Here is a 20,959-nt window from a genome sequence, read left to right on the forward strand (position 1 = left end):
CCTCCTGGCGCGCGGCTTCGTCGCGCGCGGTCTGCTCGGCGGCGGCCTGCTGCTGGGCGAGCTGGGCCGCGGCCGCCGCCTGCTGCTGTTGCTGCTGCTGCGCGCGGTCACGCTCGAGCTGCTGCTGGCGCTGGGCTTCCTGTTCGGCCGTCAGCACCTGCTGCTCGGCGCGGCGGGCTGCCTGTTCCTCGGCGGCGGTGATGCTCGCACGCAGACGCTCGAGCGCCGGATGCCGGGCATCGGCACGCTCGATCAGGCCGAGCAGGCGGCGGGCTTCGGCGAAGTCCGCCCGGTCGCGGCTCTGCTCGGTGGCGATGACGGTCATCGGCAGCAGGTCGATCAGGGCACTCGATGCCGCGGCGTCACCGGCCTGCTTCTCGCGCAGGGCGAGGTAGTACTCCATCGCGCTCTGTCCGGCCGGCGAGTAGAGCCGGCTCTCCTGGTAGGCCGCGTTGGCGGCCGTGCGCAACTCGTCCACCGACAGGTCCGCCATCGCGCTGTCGGCTTCCTGCTGCTGCCGGGCGGCCTGTTCGGCCGCCTGCTGGCTGACCGCGGCGGCGTCCCCGGCCGCGGCGTCCGGCGCAGCGGCGTCGTCCTTGCTTCCGCAGGCGGCGAGCGCGAGTGCGGCGCAGAGCGTCGCAGCCAGCCGCGCCCGCGACGGCCATACGGACGTCGTTTGCTTCGAGACCATCATCTTTCCCCAAGGATGCATGTCAGCAGATTGCGTAGGACGCGTCAGCGGCGTCGATTTGTCAACCTCTTCACGCGTTTCCGCCGCATCCGGCCGCGACGACGTGAATACGCGAGGCGCCTATTTGCCGATGCAGAAGCTCGAAAAGATATGGCCGAGCAGATCGTCGGGCCGCACCCGTCCGGTGATGGCACCCACCGCGTCGTGCGCGGCGCGCAGCGATTCGGCGGTCAGTTCCAGCGCGCCGCCGTCCACGGTGGCCGCGGCATCGGCGAGCGCGGTCGATGCCTCGCGCAAGGCATCGACATGGCGTTGCCGCGCGGTGAACGCGCCTTCGCCCCCGCCGCCCCCGTCGAGGCGCTGCGCCAGTGCGGCGCGCAACCGGTCCAGGCCGGCGCCGGTGCGCGCCGAGACCGGCACCGCGTCGGCGGCCTCGTGATCCTCGACGAGATCGATCTTGTTGTGGACGAGGAGGCGATCCGGCACCGCGGCGAGATCGTCGGCCACCGTGGACAGCCCGCCGGCCACGTCGCGCGCGTCGAGGACGACCAGGGCCAGGTCCGCACGCTGCAGCTCCGCCCGCGCCCGCCGGATGCCCTCGCGCTCGATGGCATCGCCGGCGTCGCGCAGGCCGGCGGTATCGACCAAGACCAGTTCGGCGCTGCCGATGCGGACGGTTTCCTGGAGCAGGTCGCGGGTGGTACCGGCGATGTCGGTGACGATCGCACGGTCGCTGCCGGCCAGCGCATTGAGCAGCGAACTCTTGCCGGCGTTGGGCGGGCCGACGATCACCACGTGCAGGCCGTCGCGCAACCTGCGTCCGCGTTCGGCGTCCTGCTCCAGCGCCGAAAGCGCCGCGCCCAGCGCGGCGATGCGCCGGGCGACCTCGTCCCCGCCGAGCGTATCGATCGGCTCGTCGGAGAAATCGATCATCGCCTCGACATAGACACGCAGCTGCAGCAACGCGTCGGCGAGCGACGCGCAGCGCTCCGAGAACACCCCGTCGAGCGAGCGCCGCGCGGCGCGGGCGCCACGTACGTCGCCGGCTGCGATCAGGTCGGCCACGGCCTCGGCCTGGGCCAGGTCCAGGCGCCCATTGAGGAAGGCCCGCTCACTGAACTCCCCGGCACGTGCCAGGCGCGCGCCGAGCATGCGGCAGCGGCTCTGCAGCTGCTGCAACACGACCGGGCTCCCGTGCGCCTGGAGCTCCACCACGTCCTCGCCGGTGTAGCTGGCCGGACCGGCGAAGGCGATCGCGATGCCGTCGTCGAGCACCTCGCCGTCCTCGTCGAGGAAGCGCACGTGGTGGGCACGGCGGGGCTCGAGCCGCCTGCCGCAGACCGCGTGGGCGACGTCCCGCGCGCGCGCGCCCGACAGGCGGACGATGCCCACGCCGCCGGCGCCTGCGGGCGTGGCGATCGCGACGATGGTGTCGGTGTCGGCGTGCGTGGTCATGAGGCGATTGTGCCCAAACGCGCGAGCCCGCCGGTGGGCGGGCTCGCGGTGCAGCGCTGGTCCGGGCATCAGGCCTTGGCGGGCACCGGTGCCTCGCTGTAGCGGCGGATCATCCACCACTGCTGCAGCAGGCCGAGGCCGCCGTTGGTCACCCAGTACAGCACGAGGCCCGACGGGAAGAAGATCATGATCACGCCGAACACCAGCGGCATCAGCTGCATGATCTTCTGCTGCATCGGATCCATGCCGACCATCGGCGTGAGCTTCTGCGTGCCCCACATGATCGCGATGTTGAGCACCGGCAGGATGAAGTACGGATCGCGCGCGGTCAGGTCCTGGATCCACAGCATCCACGGCGCGTGGCGCAATTCCACCGACTCCAGCAGCACCCAGTACAGCGCGAAGAACACCGGCATCTGCAGCAGCACCGGCAGGCAGCCGCCGATCGGATTGATCTTCTCCTTCTTGTAGAGCTCCATCATCGCCATCTGGAACTTCTGCTTGTCGTCGCCGTAGCGCTCCTTGAGCTGGGCGATGCGCGGCTGGAACTTGCGCATCTTCGCCATCGACTTGTACTGGGCGACCGACAGCGGATACAGCGCGAGCTTCACCAGCAGCACCAGGCCGATGATCGACCAGCCCCAGTTGCCGAGCAGCCCGTGCAGCTTGGCGAGGATCCAGAACAGGCCCTCGCCGAGCATCGCGAAGATCGAGAAACGGCTGTAGTCGACGACGCGGTCGAGGCCGCGGACACCCTGTGCACGGATCAGGTCGACCTGCTTGGGCCCCACCCAGAGACGGGCGCTGGTGGCGGCCTGCTGGCCCGGGGCCACGGCGAGCAGCGGGCCGAGTTCGCGGATCAGGTAACGCGGCGCACCGGTGCTGCGGTCGACCTGCATCGAGATCTCGCCGGGGTCGTCGGCGCGCGGCACCCAGGCACTGAAGAAATGATGCTGGACCATCGCGATCCAGACCTGGCGGTCGCGCGCATTGAGCGGGCCGTCGTCCTCGAAGTCGCCGAGCTGGCGTCGGCCGTATCCGATGTCGGCGCCGAACCAGGTCGCGCCGATCAGGCTGTACGACTCCGGATTGGTCATGCCGCGCTTGACTTCCGGGGTGGTGCGGATCAGCTGGCGGTAGGCGAAGCCCTGCCAGGGCGCACTGCCGGTGTTGGCGATCTCATCGCGCACCTCGATGGCGTAGTCGCCACGTGTCAGCACGAACTGGCGACGGATCGTGACGCCGTCGGCGCCGGTCCAGACGAACGGCACGACGACGGCGGTTTCGCCATCGACGAGGCTGTGCGTGGTCGCGGTGCCCTCGGGCACGAAGGCGCCCTCGTGGCTCGGGGCCGCATGGCTGCCGCTGACCCAACCGCTCTGCGCAGCGTAGAAGCGCTGCGGATCGGTGTCGAACATCCGGACCGGCGGCGCGCCGTCCGCCCGCGTCTGTGGATACGCCAGCAGGTCGGCCTGGACGACGTTGCCGGCGTCCAGCACCACCCGCAGCACGTCGGTCTGGACCACCACCTGGCGCGATGCCGGCGCGGCACTGGCGCCGGCGCCCGGGACCGAAGCAGCGGGGGCAGCGTCGGTCGGCGCGGTGGGCACGGCCGCGCTTCCCGGGACCGCACTGGGCACCGTGGTCGACGGCGCGGCCACCTGGGTGGACCCCTGCGGTGACACCGCGGGCGCCGCCTTCTCCTTGCCCCATTCCATCCACAGAAGCACGGCCACCATCAGCCAGGCGAGGATCAGGAAGGTACGGATCTGGTTCATCAGGCAGGCAGGCTCATGCGCCGGGCGACGCCGGCGAAAGGGGAATCGGGGAGTCGGGCATTGTGCCGTCCGGGGCCCTCAGCGGCAACGCACGCGCACGCCTGAGCGCTGCTTCGAAGGCGGCGCGCAACGCGGCAGCGTCCGCCGTGGCCGCGGCTGGACGGGCGACGACGACGTAGCTTCCGGGGGCGAGCTGGGGACGCATCAGGCGAAAGGCCTCGCGCAGGATGCGTTTGATGCGATTGCGGCCGACGGCCCGCTTGTCGACCTTGCGCGAGACGGCCAGCCCCATGCGGGCGGCACCGGGTTCGCGAAGCAGATGCACGGCGAGCAGCGGCGATGCGGTGCGCGCGGCGGCGGCGAAGATGCGGTCGAAATCCGCCCGCGCACGCACCCGCGCCTGCCGCGGATAGCGGGCAGTCCGGTTCACAGGACGTACGCGGGTCGGCCGGCGAGCAGGACGATGCAGCTCACCGGCCCGGCAGGATCAGGCCGAGAGGACCTTGCGACCCTTGGCGCGGCGACGCGCGAGGATCTTGCGGCCGTCGGCCGTCGCCATGCGGGCACGGAAACCGTGGTCGCGCTTGCGCTTGAGGTTGCTGGGTTGGTAGGTGCGCTTGGTAGCCATGGTGAGCCCTTGGGGCGACGCGACAAAAAGGAACCGGAAATTCTAGCGGCGCACGTGCGCCCCGGTCAAGCCGGAGTGACGGTGGGCACGGCGGGATGCGGGTCTTCCCGGTCCGGCCACGCAGGGCAGCATGATAGGCTGCCTGCCCTTCTTCCGGCACCGCTGCGCACCCTGCGCGGCCGTGCCCGCTTTTGTCGAAAACCCCGATGACGGATGCCTGGCCCCGCTGCCTCCAACGCCTCGAAGCCGAGTTTCCGGCCGAGGATGTCCATACCTGGCTCAAGCCCCTGCAGGCGCGCGGCGATGCCCACAGCACCGTGCTGTATGCGCCCAATGCCTTCGTTCGCGACGAGGTCCAGGCGCGCTACATGCCCCGCATCCGCGAACTGCTCGAACATTTCGCCGGCACCGCGGATGTGAGCCTCCAGGTCGGCTCGCTGCCCCGGGTGCCGGCGCCAGTCCCGTCCGCGTCCGGCGAGCTGCGCTCCACGACGACGGCCACGCCGATCGAAGCCTTCGCCGGAAACATGGACAGCCACTACACCTTCGACAACTTCGTCGAAGGCCGCAGCAACCAGATGGGCCGCGCCGCCGCCTGGCAGGCCGCGCTCAAGCCCGGCGACCGGGCCCACAACCCGCTGCTGCTCTACGGCGGCACGGGCCTGGGCAAGACCCACCTGATGTTCGCCGCCGGAAACGCGATGCGGCAGGCCAATCCCCGTGCACGCGTGCTGTACCTGCGTTCGGAGGAGTTCTACAGCGCGTTCTTCCGCTCGATCCAGGAGAAGACCTCGGACCAGTTCAAGCGCCAGTTCCGCCAGATCGACGCGCTGCTGATCGACGACATCCAGTTCTTCGCCGGCAAGGACCGCACCCAGGAAGAGTTCTTCCACACCTTCAATACGCTGTTCGACAGCAAGCAGCAGATCATCATGACCTGCGACCGCTACCCGCGCGAAGTGGACGGCCTGGAGCCGCGCCTGAAGTCGCGCCTGGCCTGGGGCCTGTCGGTGGCGATCGATCCGCCCGATTTCGAAACCCGCGCGGCCATCGTGCTGGCCAAGGCCGCCGAGCGCGGGACCCAGGTGCCGGACGACGTCGCGTTCCTGCTGGCCAAGAAGATGCATTCGAACGTGCGCGATCTCGAGGGCGCGCTCAACACGCTGGCCGCACGCGCCAATTTCATGGGCCGCGCGATCACCGTCGAGTTCGCCCAGGAGACGCTGCGCGACCTGCTGCGTGCCCAGCAGCAGGCGATCAGCATGTCCAACATCCAGAAGGTCGTGGCCGACTACTACGGCCTGCAGATCAAGGACCTCCTCTCCAAGCGCCGTACGCGCTCGCTGGCGCGCCCGCGCCAAGTGGCCATGGCGCTGTCCAAGGAACTCACCGAGCACAGCCTTCCGGAGATCGGCGAGGCCTTCGCCGGACGCGACCACACGACGGTGCTGCATGCGTGTCGGCAGATCCGGACCCTGATCGAAAGCGACGGCAAACTGCGCGAGGATTGGGACAAGCTCATCCGCAAGCTCAGCGAGTAAGCTGCGCACGGGCGGGCCGTGGACAAAACCGGGACGGCAGGTGCACAGGGTGTGGACAAGTCGAGGGGCCTGAACTTGTCCACAGGTTCATCCCCTGCTCCCGGGTCTGCTGTCCACCGGGTTTTAAGGTCCAGAAAAGCTCGCAGAATCAAGGGGTTGGATGAGATATCACCCGATTCCGACCTCACCCAGCACCACCAGATTTAGATTTATATCCTTTCGTTAAAAGCACGGACCAAGGGGATAACACCGACATGCGTTTCAGTCTGCAACGCGAAACTCTGCTGAAGCCGCTGGCTCAGGTCGTCAATGTCGTCGAGCGTCGGCAGACCCTGCCCGTGCTTGCCAACCTGCTGGTGCAGGTGACAGATGGGCAGCTGTCGCTGACCGGTACCGATCTCGAAGTGGAGATGGTCTCGCGTCGGGCGGTCGAGGAAGCCCAGGATGGTGAGACCACGATTCCGGCGCGCAAGCTGTTCGACATCGTCCGTGCGCTGCCGGACGGCAGCAAGGTTGCGATCTCGCAGGCAGGCGACAAGATCACCGTGCAGGCGGGCCGCAGCCGCTTCACCCTGGCGAGCCTGCCCGCGGGCGACTTCCCTTCGGTCGACGAGGTCGAGGCGACCGAGACGATCGCGGTGCCCGAGGCCGCGCTGAAGGAGCTGATCGAGCGCACGGCGTTCGCGATGGCGCAGCAGGACGTGCGGTATTACCTCAACGGCCTGCTGTTCGACCTGGGCGATACCCGGTTGCGCTGTGTGGCCACCGACGGTCACCGCCTGGCGCTGTGCGAGACCACCCTGGACACGGCGGTCCAGACCAAGCGTCAGATCATCCTGCCGCGCAAGGGCGTCACCGAGCTGCAGCGCCTGCTCGAAGGCGGCGACAAGACGCTCGAGCTCGAGATCGGCCGCAACCATCTGCGGGTCAAGCGCGACGATGTGACCTTCACCAGCAAGCTCATCGACGGCCGGTTCCCCGACTACGAGGCAGTGATCCCGATCGGCGCCGATCGCGAGGTGACGATCGACCGCGAGTTGCTCCGTGCCGCCTTGCAGCGCGTGGCGATTCTGTCGAACGAGAAGTACCGGGGCGTCCGGATCGAGGTCTCGCCCGGCATGCTGCGCATCAATGCACACAATCCCGAGCAGGAAGAAGCCCAGGAAGAAGTCGAGGCCGACACGAAGGTCGATGAGCTGGCAGTAGGGTTCAACGTGAACTACCTGCTCGACGCCCTGACCGCGTTGCGTGGCGAGAACGTGGTCCTGAAGCTGCGCGATGCGAACTCGTCCGCTCTGGTGCGTGAGGCGACCGACGAGCGCAGTCGACATGTCGTCATGCCGCTGCGCCTCTGACCCCGGCAGACGCGCCTAATACGTTTCACGTGGAACATGACGCCCGGTTCGCCGGGCGTCGTCCGTTTCAACTCTCTTTGGACAGTCGTGCGCCTGACCCGTCTCGATCTCCGCAATCTGCGCAACCTGCAGGACGTCTTGCTGGTGCCCGGCGCCGGCGTCAATCTCCTGATCGGCGACAACGGTGCGGGGAAGACCAGCGTCCTCGAAGGCCTGCACCTGATGGCCTACGGACGCAGTTTTCGCGGGCGCGTGCGCGACGGGCTCGTGCGGCGGGGGGCCGAGGCGCTCGAGGTGTATGCCGAGTGGGTCGAGGCCAGCGGAGGCGATGACCTGCGCGAGCGCCGCGCGGGCCTTCGACACAGCGGACAGGCGTGGTCGGGTCGCCTGGACGGCCAAGATGTCGCGCAACTCGGCGATCTGTGCGCCGCGCTGAAGGTGGTCACGGTCGAGCCGGGCAGTCACGCCCTTGTTTCGGGGAGCAGCGAGATCCGCAGGCGGTTCCTGGATTGGGGGCTGTTCCACGTGGAACACGGTTATCTGCCCCAATGGCGGCGCTACGCGCGCGCGCTGAAACAGCGGAATGCCCTGCTCAAGGTCGGGGGTGCCAACGGTCAGCTCGACGCCTGGGACCAGGAGCTCGCCGATGCCGCAACACCCCTCGATCATCGACGGGATGCGTATCTCGGCCGCCTGCAGAGTTCGTTGCGCATCGTTGCGTCACGGATCGCACCCGGGCTGGTCGCGCCCGAGCTGGAGTTCATCCCGGGCTGGCGCCGCAGCGACCTGTCGTTTGCCGATGCCCTTCTCGTCGCCCGGGAGCGCGACCGCACCGCGGGCTACACGAGCGTCGGCCCCCATCGCGCCGATTGGCGGCTCCGGTTCGAAGGCGGCATCGAACAATCGCTGCTGTCGCGGGGGCAGGCCAAGCAGGCGGCACTGTGTTGCCTCATGGCGCAGGCGCTCGATTGCGCAAGCGAGCAGGCCGGTCACTGGCCTGTCGTCGCGCTGGACGATCTCGCCTCCGAGCTCGATCGGCACCATCAAGCCGAGATTCTCGACTACTTGCGGGCCGGAGATGCGCAGGTATTCATTACCGGGACCGAGATCCCCGCGCACTGGTCCGCGGAGCTTCGCCGGCAGGCGCACATGTTCCACGTGGAACACGGCGTCGTATCGCGTCTCAGTAAGACCTCAGGCTGAACGCATCGCCGTGTTCCACGTGGAACGATGCGGACATCGGACACTGCGACGAGGCGACAACTTCCCGGAGGCGATATCGCCGCCCCGTAAGGCGACGGCGCAACGCGGGGCGGGAAGGCAGCCGGCAGAAGGCGGCTGGACCCCGATGGTACAATGCGTCTCTTGCGGATTCCCCAGCTCGCAGCCGCCGGCCTTCCGGCTTCCGGCTGGTGGACTGGCACCGCGTCCGGCCAGACAGCGAACCGAATGAGCGACGAGACCATCGGCGGCGTCCCCGCCAGCACCGAATACGATTCCAGCCGCATCACCGTGCTGCGCGGCCTGGAGGCCGTCCGCAAGCGCCCGGGCATGTACATCGGCGACGTGCACGATGGCACCGGCCTGCACCACATGGTGTTCGAGGTCGTCGACAACTCGATCGACGAGGCGCTGGCGGGACATGCCGACGACATCGTCGTGACGATCCACGAGGACGGCTCCGTCTCGGTTTCGGACAACGGCCGTGGTATTCCGGTCGACATCCACAAGGAAGAGGGCGTGTCCGCGGCGCAGGTCATCATGACCCAGCTGCATGCGGGCGGTAAGTTCGACGACAACAGCTACAAGGTCTCGGGCGGCCTGCACGGCGTCGGTGTGTCGGTGGTCAATGCCCTGAGCGAGAAGCTCACGCTCGACATCTGGCGTGACGGCTTCCATTACCACCAGGAATACGCGATGGGCGAGCCGGTCGCCCCGCTGGAACAACGCGATGCGTCGAGCAAGCGCGGCACCGTGCTGCGCTTCTGGCCGGCGGTCGCCACCTTCAGCGATGTCACGTTCCACTACGACATCCTGGCGCGGCGCCTGCGCGAGCTCTCATTCCTGAATTCGGGAGTGAAGGTGACCCTGATCGACCTGCGCGGGGACGGCAGGCGCGACCGGTTCGAGTACGAGGGCGGCATCCGATCCTTCGTCGAGCACCTCGCCCAGCTCAAGACGCCGCTGCATCCCCATGTGATTTCGGTCACCGGCGAGCAGAACGGCATCACCGTGGACGTCGCGCTGCAGTGGACCGACGCCTATCAGGAAACGATGTTCTGCTTCACCAACAACATTCCGCAGAAGGACGGCGGCACCCATCTGCAGGGGTTCCGTGCGGCGTTGACCCGCACCCTGACCAACTACATCGAAGCCAACGGCATCGCCAAGCAGGCCAAGGTGGCGCTCTCCGGCGACGACATGCGCGAGGGCATGATCGCTGTGCTCTCGGTTAAGGTGCCTGATCCGAGCTTCTCCTCGCAGACCAAGGAAAAACTGGTCTCCTCCGAGGTGCGTCCGGTGGTCGAGAGTTCCTTCGGTGCCAAGCTGCAGGAATTCCTCGAGGAAAACCCCGGTGAGGCCCGCGCCATCGCCGGCAAGATCGTCGATGCCGCGCGTGCGCGCGAGGCCGCACGCAAGGCGCGCGATCTCACCCGGCGCAAGGGTGCACTCGACATCGCGGGCCTGCCCGGCAAGCTGGCCGACTGCCAGGAGAAGGATCCGGCGCTGTCGGAACTCTTCATCGTCGAGGGCGATTCCGCCGGTGGCTCGGCCAAGCAGGGCCGCAACCGCAAGAACCAGGCGGTGCTCCCGTTGCGCGGCAAGATCCTCAACGTCGAGCGTGCGCGCTTCGACCGCATGCTCGCCAGCGCCGAGGTCGGCACGCTGATCACTGCGCTCGGCACCGGCATCGGCAAGGACGAGTACAACCCCGACAAGCTGCGCTACCACCGCATCATCATCATGACCGACGCCGACGTGGACGGCTCGCACATCCGCACGCTGCTGCTGACGTTCTTCTACCGGCAGATGCCGGAGCTGATCGAGCGCGGCCATGTCTACATCGGCCTGCCGCCGCTCTACAAGATCAAGCAGGGCAAGAACGAGCTGTATCTCAAGGACGACGGTGCGCTCGACGCCTATCTGGCCGGCAACGCCGTCGAAGGCGCGCAGCTGGTGCCAGCCGAGGGGGATCCGCCGATCGAAGGCGTGGCGCTCGAGCGTCTGCTGCTCGACTTCGCAGCGGCGCGCGACGCGATCACGCGCAACGCCCACCGCTACGACCCGGCCGTCCTCGAGCTGTTGCTCGATGCCAAGCCCCTCACCGGCGAGCCCGCCGACGTGCAGACCGCCCTGGCCACCATGGAGGCCAGGCTCAACCAGAACGGGCTCGGCCGGCCGCGTTACCGGTTCGGCATGCAGCCGGCCACCGAAGCCCGGGGTCCGGTGCTCACCATCGACCGCCGCCACATGGGGCTCGACGTCACCCAGCTGCTGCCGCTGGCGTCGCTCGAGAGCGGTGAGCTGCGAGCCATCGGGGAGGCGGCACGGCAGCTGCACGATCTGATCGGCGATGGCGCCCAGATCATCCGTGGTAACCGCGCGCAGCCCGTGCGGAGCTTCGCCGAGGCGCAGGCCTGGTTGCTCGAGGAGGCCAAGCGCGGCCGCCAGATCCAGCGCTTCAAGGGCCTGGGCGAAATGAACCCGGAGCAGCTCTGGGACACGACGGTGAATCCGGAAACCCGTCGCCTCCTGCAGGTGCGGATCGAGGACGCCGTGGCTGCGGACGAGATCTTCAGCACGTTGATGGGCGACGTGGTGGAGCCGCGCCGGGCCTTCATCGACGACAACGCACTCAAGGTCGCGAACCTCGACGTCTGAAGCACGGTGATGGCCGGGTCCCGTCATTGACGGGCCGTTAATCCACCGCGCACTACAACGGTCGTCCTTGAACAGGGGACGACCGCCCATGAAAGCGCTGACCGCCGCACTCGCCACCGCGCTCACGCTCGCCGGCTGCGCCACCACCACGTCGCCCACGGGTCGCACGCAGTACGTGGGCGCGGTGTCGCAAGCCCAACTCAACCAGATGGGCGAGCAGGCCTTCGCCGAAACCAAGAGCAAGATGCGCGCCTCGCCCGACGCCCGGCAGCAGGCCTACGTACGCTGCCTCGTCACCGACATCGTCCGCGAACTGCCTGGCGACTGGCAGCGGCTGAACTGGGAGTCGATCGTGTTCGTGGACGACAACCCCAACGCCTTCGCGCTGCCCGGCGGCAAGGTCGGCGTGCATACCGGCATCCTCAACGTCGCCAAGACCCAGGACCAGCTCGCGGCGGTGATCGCGCACGAGATCGGCCACGTCTACGCCAACCATCACGACGAGCGCATCACCCGGCAGATGGGCGCGCAGGGCGCACTGGGCGTCGCCGGCGCACTGCTCGGCTCGCGATACGGTGAAGGCGCGCAACAGTCCACGAACCAGCTCGGTGGTGCGGCGCTGCAGGCGACCTTCCTGCTGCCGGGCACGCGCATGCAGGAAACCGAGGCCGACGTCGTCGGCCAGGAACTCATGGCCAAGGCGGGCTTCGATCCGCGCGCGGCCGTCGGCCTGTGGCAGAACATGATCGCCGCGAGCGGCGGAAACCGCCCGCCGCAGTGGCTGTCGACCCATCCCAATCCCGAAAACCGCATCAGCGAACTGCAGGCACGTGCGACCTCGCTCGTGCCCACGTTCGATCAGGCGCGCGCGGCCGGGCGTCGACCGAACTGCGGCTGATCCGCGGCCGCATCGCACGCGCTGTGTAACCCGCGGCCGCATCCGCTCGTCCATAATCGCCGTATCCAGTCCATGCCGGCACCGCGCTGCGGTGGCGCCGTCCACGAGGTGATCCGATGTCGAAGTCCCGTCTCTCCAACTCCCTGCTGACCGGCGCCATCGCGACCGCGCTCTTCGCGTTCGCCGCGCCGGTCACCGTGCACGCGCAGGACGAAGGCAGCGACCGCGGCGATCGCAGCGAGCGCGCCGCGCGCGGCGCGCGTTCGAGCGACCGTACCGAGCAGCGCGCCGAGCGCCGCAGCTCGCGTCAGGCGCAGGCACCGAAGGAGGCGCTGTATCCGAACGCGACTCGCGCCGCACCGGGGGTCAGCGCGAGCCAGCGTCTGGCCAAGCAGCTCAATGCCCTGTCCGAAGCCAATACCGCGCAGGATGCCGGGAAGGGTCTGCCACTCGCGGAGGAAATTCTCGCCAACGAGCGCGCCAACGAGTACGACCGGTCGATCGCCGCACTGCTCGCCGGCCAGCTGCTCCTCAACGACGACAACGAGCGCGCGATCACCTACATGCAGCAGGCGATCGACCTCGGTGGCCTCGACAACGACAACCACTTCCAGGCCATGCTCATCATTGCCCAGCTGCGTGCCCAGGAGCAGGACTACGCCGCTGCGTTGACGATGATGGAGCGCTTTCTCGCCGAGTCGGGCTCCACCGATCCGAAGGACCTGGCGCTCAAGGGCAACCTGCTCTATCGCCTGGAGCGTTATCCCGAGGCCATCGCCACCCTGAAGCCGCTGGTGGACGCGGGCGGCGAGGTCGATCCGCAGTGGACGCAGCTGCTGATGGGTGCGTACGCCGAGTCGGGCAACACCGCCGAGGCCACGCGTCTGGCCGAGCAGGTCGCCCAGGCCACGCCGAGCGACAAGCGCTCGCAGATCAACCTCGCGGTGTCGTACCTGCAGACCGATCAGAACGACAAGGCCATCGAGGTCTTCGAGCGTCTGCGCGCGGCCGGCCAGCTCACGGAAGAGAGCGAATACCGCAACCTGTACGCCCTGTACCTCAACGGCGACAGCAAGGAACGCGAAGCGATCGCGGTGATCAACGACGGTCTCGAGAAGAACGTGCTCAAGCCTGACTACCGCACGATGTCCGCGCTCGGTCAGGCGTATTACTTCTCCGAGCAGATTCCGCAGGCGATCGATGCGTGGGGCAAGGCCGCGCCGCTCGCGGAGAACGGCGAAACCTATCTCAACCTGGCGCGCGTGTTGCACCAGGAAGGGCGCAGCGCGGAAGCGAAAGACGCCGCGCGCCAGGCCATCGCCAAGGGCCTGCGTTCCAACACGGATGCTGAACGCATCATCTCGTCACGCTAAGGAAAAATAGGTGCGTGCCACGGATGGTGCACGTCGCTTCTCTTGGTATAAGCTTTAGGGTTCCTGCCGCCCGTAAGGGCGGCGGATCGACTTTCCACCGGGCCCGCCCGGCCTCACCAGAGTTCTTCGCATGACGCCACGTTCGACCACGACCAACAGGAACGACGAAGACGAGGGCTTGAACTGGGCTCGCATCGCCGGCTTCACGATGGTGGTCGCGTTCCATGCCGCCGCGGTCATGCTGCTGCTGGCGCCCGTGAACCCGCCCAACGCAGCGCCGGATGAAGAGATGGCCACGCGTGTCGTGATCATCGAGCCGCCGCCGCCGCCGCCGCCGCCGCCGCCGCCGCCGCCGGAGCCGCCGAAGCCGACCCCGGTGAAGGAGCTTTCGCCGCCGCGGCCGACCCCGGTGCCACCGCCGCCGCAGCAGCCGCCGGTGGTCTTCGACGACCCGTCGCCGATGTCCATCCCGCCACCGCCGCCTGCCCCGCCGGCGCCGCCCGCTCCGGTGTCCAACATCGGCGCCAGTGTCGATATCGCCTCGAAGAACATGAATCCGCCGCGTTACCCGCCTGCCGCCGCGCGCGCGCAGATCGAGGGCACGGTGATCCTGATCATCGACGTCGATGCCAACGGCAACGTCACCAACGTGTCGGTCGAAAAATCCAGCCGCAATCGCGACCTCGATCGCGCTGCGATCGAAGCGGCTCGCAGGTGGTCGTTCGCGCCTGCGATGGAGAACGGCAAGCCGGCCGCTGGCCGGGTGCGTGTGCCGGTCGACTTCAGCCTCAGCTGAGTCGGCAACCCGAACAACGTGCAGGCGTCCCGTCCGGGACGCCCACTCGATCCGCGTCAACGTTCCATACTTCAAACCACTACATCTAGAAGGTACGCGTCATGCTGCAGGAAACCACTAACGCCGCTGTGTCCAATGCTGCAGGTCTGTCGCAGATGGGCTTCGCCGACATGATCGAGCACATGGACGCGGTCAACTGGACCGTGCTCATCGTCCTGATCATCATGTCCGCGATGTCGATCTTCTGGATCATCTTCAACGCGATCAAGAACGCGCGTTTGCGTGGCAGCTCGGATCGCGTGATCAACACGTTCTGGGAAACCCCGAACGCACAGGACGCGATCCGCTTCATGGAAGAGCAGCCCAAGAGCGAGCCCTTCTCGAAGGTCGCCCTCGACGCCGCCCAGGCGGCGGCCCACCACCAGCGTCACGAAGGTTCGCGTCTGGTCGAGTCGCTGAACCGTTCGGAGTTCGTGGACCGCGCCCTGCGCCAGGCCGTGACCCGTGAATCGCTGAAGCTGGAAGACGGTCTCACCCTGCTCGCCACCGTCGGTGCGACCGCGCCGTTCGTGGGTCTGCTTGGTACGGTGTGGGGCATCTACCGCGCCCTGATCCGCATCGGCGCCAGCGGCCAGGCCGACATCGGCGCCGTGGCCGGTCCGGTCGGCGAGGCGCTGATCATGACCGCGATCGGTCTGGGCGTCGCGATCCCGGCGGTGCTGGGCTACAACTTCTTCGTGCGCATCAATCGTGGCCTGAACAACAAGCTCGACACGTTCGCCCACGACCTGCACGACTTCTTCGCCACCGGTTCGCGCGTCGGCGACGTCGCCCCGCCGGCGCCGAAGGTCTGATCAAGAACGTCTCGTAGCAGTCAGCGACAACGGAGTTCCGATATGGCTTTCAGCTCAGGTGGTGGCAACGACAAGGTCAACGCCACGATCAACATCGTCCCGCTTGTCGACGTCATGCTGGTGCTGCTGATCATCTTCATGGTCACGGCGCCGCTGATGGCGCACAAGGTGCAGGTCGACCTGCCGGAAGCCAATCTCGACGAGCGCCCGGAAGGGCCGCCGGCACCGCCACTGACCGTGGCGGTGACGGACACCGGCGAGATCTTCCTCAACGACGAGCCGGTGACCCTCCAGCTTCTGGAGAGCACCTTCTCGGTCGAGGCCCAGAAGACGCCGCAACCGCCGATCAACATCCGCGGCGATGCGACGACGAAGTACAGGACGATCCAGGACGTGGTCAACGTGGCGCAGTCGCAAGGCCTGCGCAAGGTCGGCTTCATCGCAACGATCGAATCCAGGTAAACCGGAGCAACACGCATGGCATTCTCATCCGGTGGCGAAGGCCCGATGGCCGACATCAACATCATTCCGCTCTGCGACGTGATGTTGGTGCTGCTGATCATCTTCATGGTCACAGCGCCCAAGGCGTCCTATCCGATCGATATCGATCTCCCGCAGGCATCCATCACGCCGCCCGACAACCCGGTGGAACCACCGGAGCCGATCAAGCTCCGGATCGACGGGTCGGGCCAGGTGTACTGGAACGACAGCCCGACGCCGATTTCGGCGCTGCGCAACATGATGGAATCGGAAGTCCAGCGCGATCCGACCAACCAGCCGACACTGGAGATCGATACCAGTGGCGATGCCGATTACGGTGTCCTGGCCAAGGTTCTCGCCGAGGCCAAGAACGCGCAGATGCAGAAGATCGGTTTCGTTCGGCAGTAAGGCATCACCCGTCGGCGCGGGCCTGCAGCACGCGCGACGCGATCTTGATCCAGTTGACGCCGCCTTCGGGCGGCGTTTTTTTATGCCAGGCACCGGGAGCGCGCGCGCGGCGATGCGCGTCGTGGTGGCGAGAACCAGCCGGTCATGCCGATCCGGACGCATCCGCGTCGAGCGCGGACTCCTGTCAGCGCGCTGCGGCGAGGATGGCCAGGTACCGGCGCACCGTCACCTCGAGACCCTGGTACAAGGCCTCGCTGATGAGCGCATGCCCGATCGAGACCTCGTCGACGCCGCCGAGCGCCGCGACGAACGCCGCGAGATTGCGCTGGCTCAGATCGTGCCCCGCGTTCACGCCGAGTCCGGCGGCGCGTGCGCGCCGCGCGGTCTCCGCGAACGCAGGCAATACGGTGTCCGGCGTTCCTGCGGCGAACGCGTCCGCCCACGGGCCGGTGTAGAGCTCGATCCGATCGGCGCCGGTGGCGGCGGCGGCGCCGATGTCGCAGGCGGCATCCGCGAACAGGCTGACCCGGCATCCGAGCGCAGTGAACCCGGCCACCATCGGACGAAGCCGCTCGAGCTCGGCTGCGAAATCGAAACCGTGGTCCGACGTGAGCTGACCATCCCCGTCCGGCACCAGCGTGACCTGGGCCGGCCGCGTCTGCTCGCACAGGATCCGAAGACCCGGATAACCGGGACGCGGAGGTGCGAAGGGGTTGCCCTCGATGTTGAACTCGACGCCACGCGCGGCGGTCAGCGCGGCCAGTGCGTACACATCGTCGGCGCGGATGTGCCGTCCATCGGGCCGGGGATGCACGGTGATGCCGTGCGCCCCCGCGTCGAGGCAGGCCTCCGCCACGCGGACCACATCGGGCTCCGCGCCGCCGCGGGAGTTGCGCAGCACCGCGATCTTGTTGACGTTGACGCTCAGGCGGTTCAACGCCCGGACCCCCGTCCGGTCCGCATCAGACGCAACGCATCAGCGCGGCTCGGTCGGCGGCACTGCAGGCGGCGCGGCACCGGCCGTCTCCGCGCGACGGGCCTCGGCCTGTTCGCGCAAGCGGCGCAGCTCGACCGGGTCGACCATCATGGCTTCGCTCCGGCTCTGGTTGCCGACGCGCTGCGCCAGCAGGCCGAGCACGCCGATCACGATGAAGACCAGGGCCAGCAGCAGGGCGATCGCAGCCAGCGGGACCGAGGTGGTGGAGAACGCGAGCACGAGCGCGCCGAGTGCGAGCAGCAGGAACAGCCAGGGCATGCAAGGGTCTCCGCCGGACGTGGGCGCAGTCTAAACCACGGAAACGCCGGACACGCCGCCGGCGGCTCGCCCTCCGTCGGGGCGAGGCCTCCGGCTGTCGGCCGATGGCGCAGCGTCGGCGGCTCGAAGGCGTGGGCCTCTTCGATGCAGGCGACGCAGCAGCGAGTCACCGCCAGGCCTCCGGGTCGCGTCGCGATCGGACATCAGTCAACTGGGCGGATGTGGCCCAGGCCTGCAAGCCCGGATGCCGAGGCACGCGATGACAGGCCCGGGAAGCGGCGCCGCGACAGTGCGATCGGCCCAGTCGCCCGCGCGACGGTGCCGGGGTCGTGCACGCCCCTCCGCGCATGACGGGCGCAGTGCGATGCCCGTGCTTGCGATCGCGCGCTCCGGCCCTGCACGACGGGTGCGATCACAGCGATCCGCGGAAACACCGACGCCATCGCGCTTCGCCGAGCCGCTCCGTTGGTGCAGGAGACATGCACCGGCTGGGGACCGCCAACGGCCGCGCAGATGCAGGCGCGCGGACGTGGGCATGGACCTGCGCGTCCCGGCGAGGGCGACGATGTGCAGCAGCGCATTCGCCGATGCGAGCCCCTTCGAGCTGCCGTGCGCGCGGATCCGCGGTGCTCGCCGCGCGCCTGCGTGCGGGCGCGGCCCTAACTAGAGCAGGGGCGAACACAAGCGGGCGAGCGCCTCGGGCACGCGCGCGGTGAGCAGCGGGCGCCGCCGCCCGCGATGTACGCGGGGCGCGTGCGCGAATTCGCTCTCGATCAGACGCGCGAGCGCACCGGCCACGCCGGGATCGTCGAACAGCACCGACAGCTCGAAGTTCAAGCGGAAACTCCGGTGGTCGAAGTTCGCGCTGCCGATGATCGCGATGTGGTCGTCGACCAGCAGCGATTTGCTGTGCAGCATCCGCGAGCGATACTCGTAGATCTTCACGCCCGCGACCAGCAACTGTCCGAAGTACGAGCGGGCGGCGAGCGTCACCAGCCGTGAATCGCTGACCCGGGGAACCAGCAGGCGTACGTCGAGTCCGGCCAGGGCCGCCGAGGTCAGCGCCATCATCGCCGCCTCGCCGGGGACGAAGTACGGGGTCGTCATCCAGACCCGCTCGCGCGCCGCATGGATGGCACCGACATGCGCGCGATGGATCGCCTCCCACATCGAGTCGGGACCGGACGTCAGGATCTGCGTGCGCACCGGGCCCGGATCGGCCGGGGGCGTCTGCTGCTCCACCTCGGCGAGGAAATCGCGGCGCCCCGTGGCATAGGCCCAGTCCTCGGCGAACACCAGCTGGAGCACGCGCACCGACTTGCCCGTCAGGCGCATGTGCAGATCCCGATAGGCGTCGCTGCGCAGGCGCTCGTCCTGTTCGTCGGTGATGTTCATGCCACCGGTGTAGCCGATGCGCCCGTCGATCACGACGATCTTGCGGTGCGTGCGCAGGTTGGTCCACGGTCGTTTCCAGATGCGACCGAACCGCATCGGATGGAACCAGGCGACCTCGCCGCCGGCCTCCACCAGCGGAGCGAAGAACCGGCGCGAGGCACCCGAACCGACGAAATCCATCAGCAGGCGGACCCGCACGCCGGCGCGCGCGCGTGCCGTCAAGGCATCGCGCAGCGCGGTTCCGGTCGCGTCGGGTTCGTAGATGTAGTACTCGAGGTGCACGTGATGCCGTGCTGCAGCGATGTCCGCGAGCAGCGCGTCGTATTTGGCGGCGCCGTCGACGAGCAGGTCGACGCGGGCCGAGCAGGTCACCGGCAGACCGGTCGTCGCCTGGGCCAGGCGCACCAGCTCGGCGGCCTCGCCGTCCTCGGCGGCGAGCGCGGCATTGTGCATGGCCGCGCGGCTGCGACTGCGGCGCAACCGGTTGCGGCGGATCTTCTGCGGTCCGAAGACGTGATAGATCAGAAAGCCCAGGTACGGCAGCAGTGCCAGGCCGAGCAGCCAGCTGAGCGTGGCCACGGGCTCGCGCTTCTGCAGCACGATCCACGTGCCCAGCACCACGAGATACAGCAGCCAGCCGCCGACCAGCAGCGCGATCAGCGTGGGCGTGGACACCAGCGCGTCCCACGCGCGCATGACGGTTCCGGACATGGGGCACTCGGACACGGCGCACGACGCGCCACGCACAGGGTAGCGGCGCCGCGGCGCGGGTGCCGTCGCGACATGTCACTCGAGGGTGTCACAGCGCGGTGACACCCCGCCACGGCGCACGCCGATGCGGCTGCACCCGCCGCCGGCACGTGGGGATGCCACATCAGTGCGACGCCGGCCAGCGGGAAACAGCCGGGCCACCGATCCCAAACAATTGATTCAAAAGGAAAATAACGACTGGCACGGCGTCTGCGTAATCAGGTCCAACACGTCACAGGGGACCGCCATGCGCCAGCCAATCCAGACCGTCGTCGGCCTGCTCGGTCTAGGGGTCCTCTGCGCGGCACCGATGGTCCATGCAGCCGGCGCGCGGACCGGAGTCGAGCCCCGCCACGGCGAGATGGTGCTGCTGCGTGAGGTCGGCGCGCGGCATGCCGTGCGCCCGGCGCCGCCCGGCATCGCACTGATCGCCGACCCCACGCCCAACCGGCAGCTCCTTCCCGTGCTCGCCGATGGCGAGCTCAGCGACGCCGATTTCCGCGGCCTCGACACCGGGCCCCAGACCGGAGGCGCCGCGCCGAGCGGCGCGGGCCTGGCCGCGCCGATGGTGCGGACACTGGGCAGTGCGGGCCTCGGCGGCCCGACGCGCGACGCAGGCGGACTGCAGGCCACGGGCACCCTTGCAGGTGCGGGCGGGCCCCTGGGCGCGGTGGGTCAGGCCACCCGCGGTATCGCCGGCCACGTCACCGGCGCACTGTCGCAACTGCCTCTCGGTCAGCCGGCCGGCGGGCGCGGACCGTGAGCCGCCGCCTCGCCCTGCTGCTGGCCGGACTGATGGCCGGATCGGCCTCGGCCGACGAGTACGGCGCGATGCTCGGCTATCTGACCGAGTCGCGTGTCGACGGTCAGGCCTTCGCCGGTGCGTCGGGCGCGATCGCACTCAATCTCGCCTCGGGCGATCTCAACCAGCAGGTCAACCTGCGCGCGATCTCGACCGGCCCGCGGGCGCTCGCCCACGCCGACGTGCGCCAGGCGCGCAGTCGCGACGCGGCCGACGCTCCGGACGTGGCCGCAGCGGTCATCGCGGACGGCGCCTTCGCCGGCGCATCCGGACTCGCGGGCATCAATCAGGCCAGTGGCAGCGGCAACTCCGCGTTCAACGCGGTGGCCGTGGCCCTGGCGCAACAGGGCATACGCGAAAGCGACGACGACGGCACGTTGGCGTCCGCGTTCGCGTCGGCGGGGCAACAGCACGGTTTCGAACGGGGGGGCACGACGGCGGGTCGTCGCGTGGCATCCGTCGAGTCCACTGCGCTGCAGGGCTTCGAAGGTGTGTTGCAGCTCAACCAGGTCGCGGGCGCGGGCAACGACACCGGCAATGCATTGTCGATGTCGCTGGCAAGCGGTCCGTGACCCGGCACTTCAACGGGTCATCCACGTGAATCACAAGAGAGAGAGA

20 protein-coding genes are annotated in these 20,959 nt (G+C 68.5%); 12 read left to right on the top strand and 8 right to left on the bottom strand.

Translation table 11 applies throughout. The features are described from left to right. The 5 genes from H0E82_RS00710 to rpmH all read right to left on the bottom strand — a co-directional run. Positions 1-712 (bottom strand): energy transducer TonB (locus tag H0E82_RS00710; protein ID WP_180543060.1); only part of this gene is annotated, 712 nt, incomplete at its 3' end. Between the two features lie 99 nt (positions 713-811). After that, complete coding sequence (gene mnmE, locus H0E82_RS00715) at positions 812-2,146, bottom strand: tRNA uridine-5-carboxymethylaminomethyl(34) synthesis GTPase MnmE (RefSeq protein WP_180543061.1); 1,335 nt, start codon at positions 2,144-2,146, stop codon at positions 812-814. A gap of 68 nt (positions 2,147-2,214) precedes the next feature. Continuing rightward, entirely contained in the window at positions 2,215-3,924 is a 1,710-nt protein-coding gene (yidC, locus tag H0E82_RS00720) for a membrane protein insertase YidC (protein WP_180543062.1), read from the bottom strand. 13 nt (positions 3,925-3,937) lie between these two features. Next, positions 3,938-4,354: a ribonuclease P protein component gene (gene rnpA / locus H0E82_RS00725; RefSeq protein ID WP_180543063.1), complete on the bottom strand. Its 417-nt coding sequence runs from the start codon at positions 4,352-4,354 to the stop codon at positions 3,938-3,940. A gap of 57 nt (positions 4,355-4,411) precedes the next feature. Beyond that, a complete protein-coding gene (gene rpmH, locus H0E82_RS00730) occupies positions 4,412-4,552 on the bottom strand; it encodes a 50S ribosomal protein L34 (protein WP_047138036.1) in 141 nt (46 codons plus the stop codon). 206 nt (positions 4,553-4,758) lie between these two features. Here rpmH and dnaA point away from each other — a divergent pair, with 206 nt between their 5' ends. The 10 genes from dnaA (at position 4,759) to H0E82_RS00780 (ending at position 16,139) form a co-directional block, all read left to right on the top strand. Further along, the gene (gene dnaA, locus H0E82_RS00735; protein ID WP_180543064.1) at positions 4,759-6,093 is read left to right on the top strand and encodes a chromosomal replication initiator protein DnaA; all 1,335 of its coding nucleotides are present in this window, start codon (positions 4,759-4,761) and stop codon (positions 6,091-6,093) included. A gap of 254 nt (positions 6,094-6,347) precedes the next feature. After that, positions 6,348-7,448 (top strand): DNA polymerase III subunit beta, encoded by a 1,101-nt coding sequence (dnaN, locus tag H0E82_RS00740; RefSeq protein WP_180543065.1) that lies wholly within the window; start codon positions 6,348-6,350, stop codon positions 7,446-7,448. A 36-nt stretch (positions 7,449-7,484) separates the two neighbouring features. Then, a complete protein-coding gene (recF, locus tag H0E82_RS00745) occupies positions 7,485-8,651 on the top strand; it encodes a DNA replication/repair protein RecF (protein ID WP_180543066.1) in 1,167 nt (388 codons plus the stop codon). A gap of 246 nt (positions 8,652-8,897) precedes the next feature. Continuing rightward, positions 8,898-11,330 carry a DNA topoisomerase (ATP-hydrolyzing) subunit B gene (gene gyrB / locus H0E82_RS00750; protein ID WP_180543067.1) on the top strand — a complete coding sequence of 811 codons (2,433 nt, stop codon included), beginning with the start codon at positions 8,898-8,900 and terminating at the stop codon, positions 11,328-11,330. Positions 11,331-11,418: 88 nt separating this feature from the next. Then, positions 11,419-12,228 (top strand): M48 family metallopeptidase, encoded by an 810-nt coding sequence (locus H0E82_RS00755; protein WP_180543068.1) that lies wholly within the window; start codon positions 11,419-11,421, stop codon positions 12,226-12,228. Positions 12,229-12,344: 116 nt separating this feature from the next. After that, positions 12,345-13,601, top strand: coding sequence for a tetratricopeptide repeat protein (locus tag H0E82_RS00760; protein WP_180543069.1), 1,257 nt, complete (start codon positions 12,345-12,347; stop codon positions 13,599-13,601). 130 nt (positions 13,602-13,731) lie between these two features. Next, positions 13,732-14,397 (top strand): energy transducer TonB, encoded by a 666-nt coding sequence (locus tag H0E82_RS00765; RefSeq protein ID WP_180543070.1) that lies wholly within the window; start codon positions 13,732-13,734, stop codon positions 14,395-14,397. A gap of 101 nt (positions 14,398-14,498) precedes the next feature. After that, on the top strand, positions 14,499-15,251 hold the full coding sequence (locus tag H0E82_RS00770) for a MotA/TolQ/ExbB proton channel family protein (protein WP_180543071.1): 753 nt from the start codon (positions 14,499-14,501) through the stop codon (positions 15,249-15,251). Between the two features lie 42 nt (positions 15,252-15,293). Next, positions 15,294-15,713 (top strand): ExbD/TolR family protein, encoded by a 420-nt coding sequence (locus H0E82_RS00775; protein ID WP_180543072.1) that lies wholly within the window; start codon positions 15,294-15,296, stop codon positions 15,711-15,713. Between the two features lie 15 nt (positions 15,714-15,728). Continuing rightward, positions 15,729-16,139, top strand: coding sequence for an ExbD/TolR family protein (locus tag H0E82_RS00780; protein ID WP_180543073.1), 411 nt, complete (start codon positions 15,729-15,731; stop codon positions 16,137-16,139). 184 nt (positions 16,140-16,323) lie between these two features. On the opposite strand, the gene H0E82_RS00785 is transcribed toward H0E82_RS00780, so the two are convergent. The 3 genes from H0E82_RS00785 to cls all read right to left on the bottom strand — a co-directional run bounded on the left by H0E82_RS00785 (position 16,324) and on the right by cls (position 19,500). Further along, positions 16,324-17,076 (bottom strand): pyridoxine 5'-phosphate synthase, encoded by a 753-nt coding sequence (locus H0E82_RS00785; protein ID WP_180543074.1) that lies wholly within the window; start codon positions 17,074-17,076, stop codon positions 16,324-16,326. A gap of 39 nt (positions 17,077-17,115) precedes the next feature. Then, positions 17,116-17,394 carry a hypothetical protein gene (locus H0E82_RS00790; protein ID WP_180543075.1) on the bottom strand — a complete coding sequence of 93 codons (279 nt, stop codon included), beginning with the start codon at positions 17,392-17,394 and terminating at the stop codon, positions 17,116-17,118. Between the two features lie 663 nt (positions 17,395-18,057). Then, on the bottom strand, positions 18,058-19,500 hold the full coding sequence (gene cls / locus H0E82_RS00795; protein ID WP_180543076.1) for a cardiolipin synthase: 1,443 nt from the start codon (positions 19,498-19,500) through the stop codon (positions 18,058-18,060). Between the two features lie 286 nt (positions 19,501-19,786). Here cls and H0E82_RS00800 point away from each other — a divergent pair, with 286 nt between their 5' ends. Both H0E82_RS00800 and H0E82_RS00805 read left to right on the top strand, forming a co-directional pair. Further along, on the top strand, positions 19,787-20,302 hold the full coding sequence (locus tag H0E82_RS00800) for a hypothetical protein (RefSeq protein WP_180543077.1): 516 nt from the start codon (positions 19,787-19,789) through the stop codon (positions 20,300-20,302). After that, positions 20,299-20,913, top strand: coding sequence for a hypothetical protein (locus tag H0E82_RS00805; RefSeq protein WP_425600299.1), 615 nt, complete (start codon positions 20,299-20,301; stop codon positions 20,911-20,913). The genes H0E82_RS00800 and H0E82_RS00805 overlap by 4 nt, the downstream gene beginning before the upstream one ends. The last annotated feature ends 46 nt before the right edge of the window (positions 20,914-20,959 follow it).

This window comes from Luteimonas deserti, assembly GCF_013425765.1.
GTDB lineage: Bacteria > Pseudomonadota > Gammaproteobacteria > Xanthomonadales > Xanthomonadaceae > Luteimonas > Luteimonas deserti.

Bases quoted from the DNA above. Each gene is read 5' to 3' on its own strand.
- mnmE (WP_180543061.1), bottom strand. From the start codon at position 2,146: ATGACCACGCACGCCGACACCGACACCATCGTCGCGATCGCCACGCCC.
- yidC (WP_180543062.1), bottom strand. From the start codon at position 3,924: ATGAACCAGATCCGTACCTTCCTGATCCTCGCCTGGCTGATGGTGGCC.
- rpmH (WP_047138036.1), bottom strand. From the start codon at position 4,552: ATGGCTACCAAGCGCACCTACCAACCCAGCAACCTCAAGCGCAAGCGC.
- dnaA (WP_180543064.1), top strand. From the start codon at position 4,759: ATGACGGATGCCTGGCCCCGCTGCCTCCAACGCCTCGAAGCCGAGTTT.
- dnaN (WP_180543065.1), top strand. From the start codon at position 6,348: ATGCGTTTCAGTCTGCAACGCGAAACTCTGCTGAAGCCGCTGGCTCAG.
- recF (WP_180543066.1), top strand. From the start codon at position 7,485: ATGACGCCCGGTTCGCCGGGCGTCGTCCGTTTCAACTCTCTTTGGACA.
- gyrB (WP_180543067.1), top strand. From the start codon at position 8,898: ATGAGCGACGAGACCATCGGCGGCGTCCCCGCCAGCACCGAATACGAT.
- H0E82_RS00755 (WP_180543068.1), top strand. From the start codon at position 11,419: ATGAAAGCGCTGACCGCCGCACTCGCCACCGCGCTCACGCTCGCCGGC.
- H0E82_RS00760 (WP_180543069.1), top strand. From the start codon at position 12,345: ATGTCGAAGTCCCGTCTCTCCAACTCCCTGCTGACCGGCGCCATCGCG.
- H0E82_RS00765 (WP_180543070.1), top strand. From the start codon at position 13,732: ATGACGCCACGTTCGACCACGACCAACAGGAACGACGAAGACGAGGGC.
- H0E82_RS00770 (WP_180543071.1), top strand. From the start codon at position 14,499: ATGCTGCAGGAAACCACTAACGCCGCTGTGTCCAATGCTGCAGGTCTG.
- H0E82_RS00775 (WP_180543072.1), top strand. From the start codon at position 15,294: ATGGCTTTCAGCTCAGGTGGTGGCAACGACAAGGTCAACGCCACGATC.
- H0E82_RS00780 (WP_180543073.1), top strand. From the start codon at position 15,729: ATGGCATTCTCATCCGGTGGCGAAGGCCCGATGGCCGACATCAACATC.
- H0E82_RS00790 (WP_180543075.1), bottom strand. From the start codon at position 17,394: ATGCCCTGGCTGTTCCTGCTGCTCGCACTCGGCGCGCTCGTGCTCGCG.
- cls (WP_180543076.1), bottom strand. From the start codon at position 19,500: ATGTCCGGAACCGTCATGCGCGCGTGGGACGCGCTGGTGTCCACGCCC.
- H0E82_RS00800 (WP_180543077.1), top strand. From the start codon at position 19,787: ATGCGCCAGCCAATCCAGACCGTCGTCGGCCTGCTCGGTCTAGGGGTC.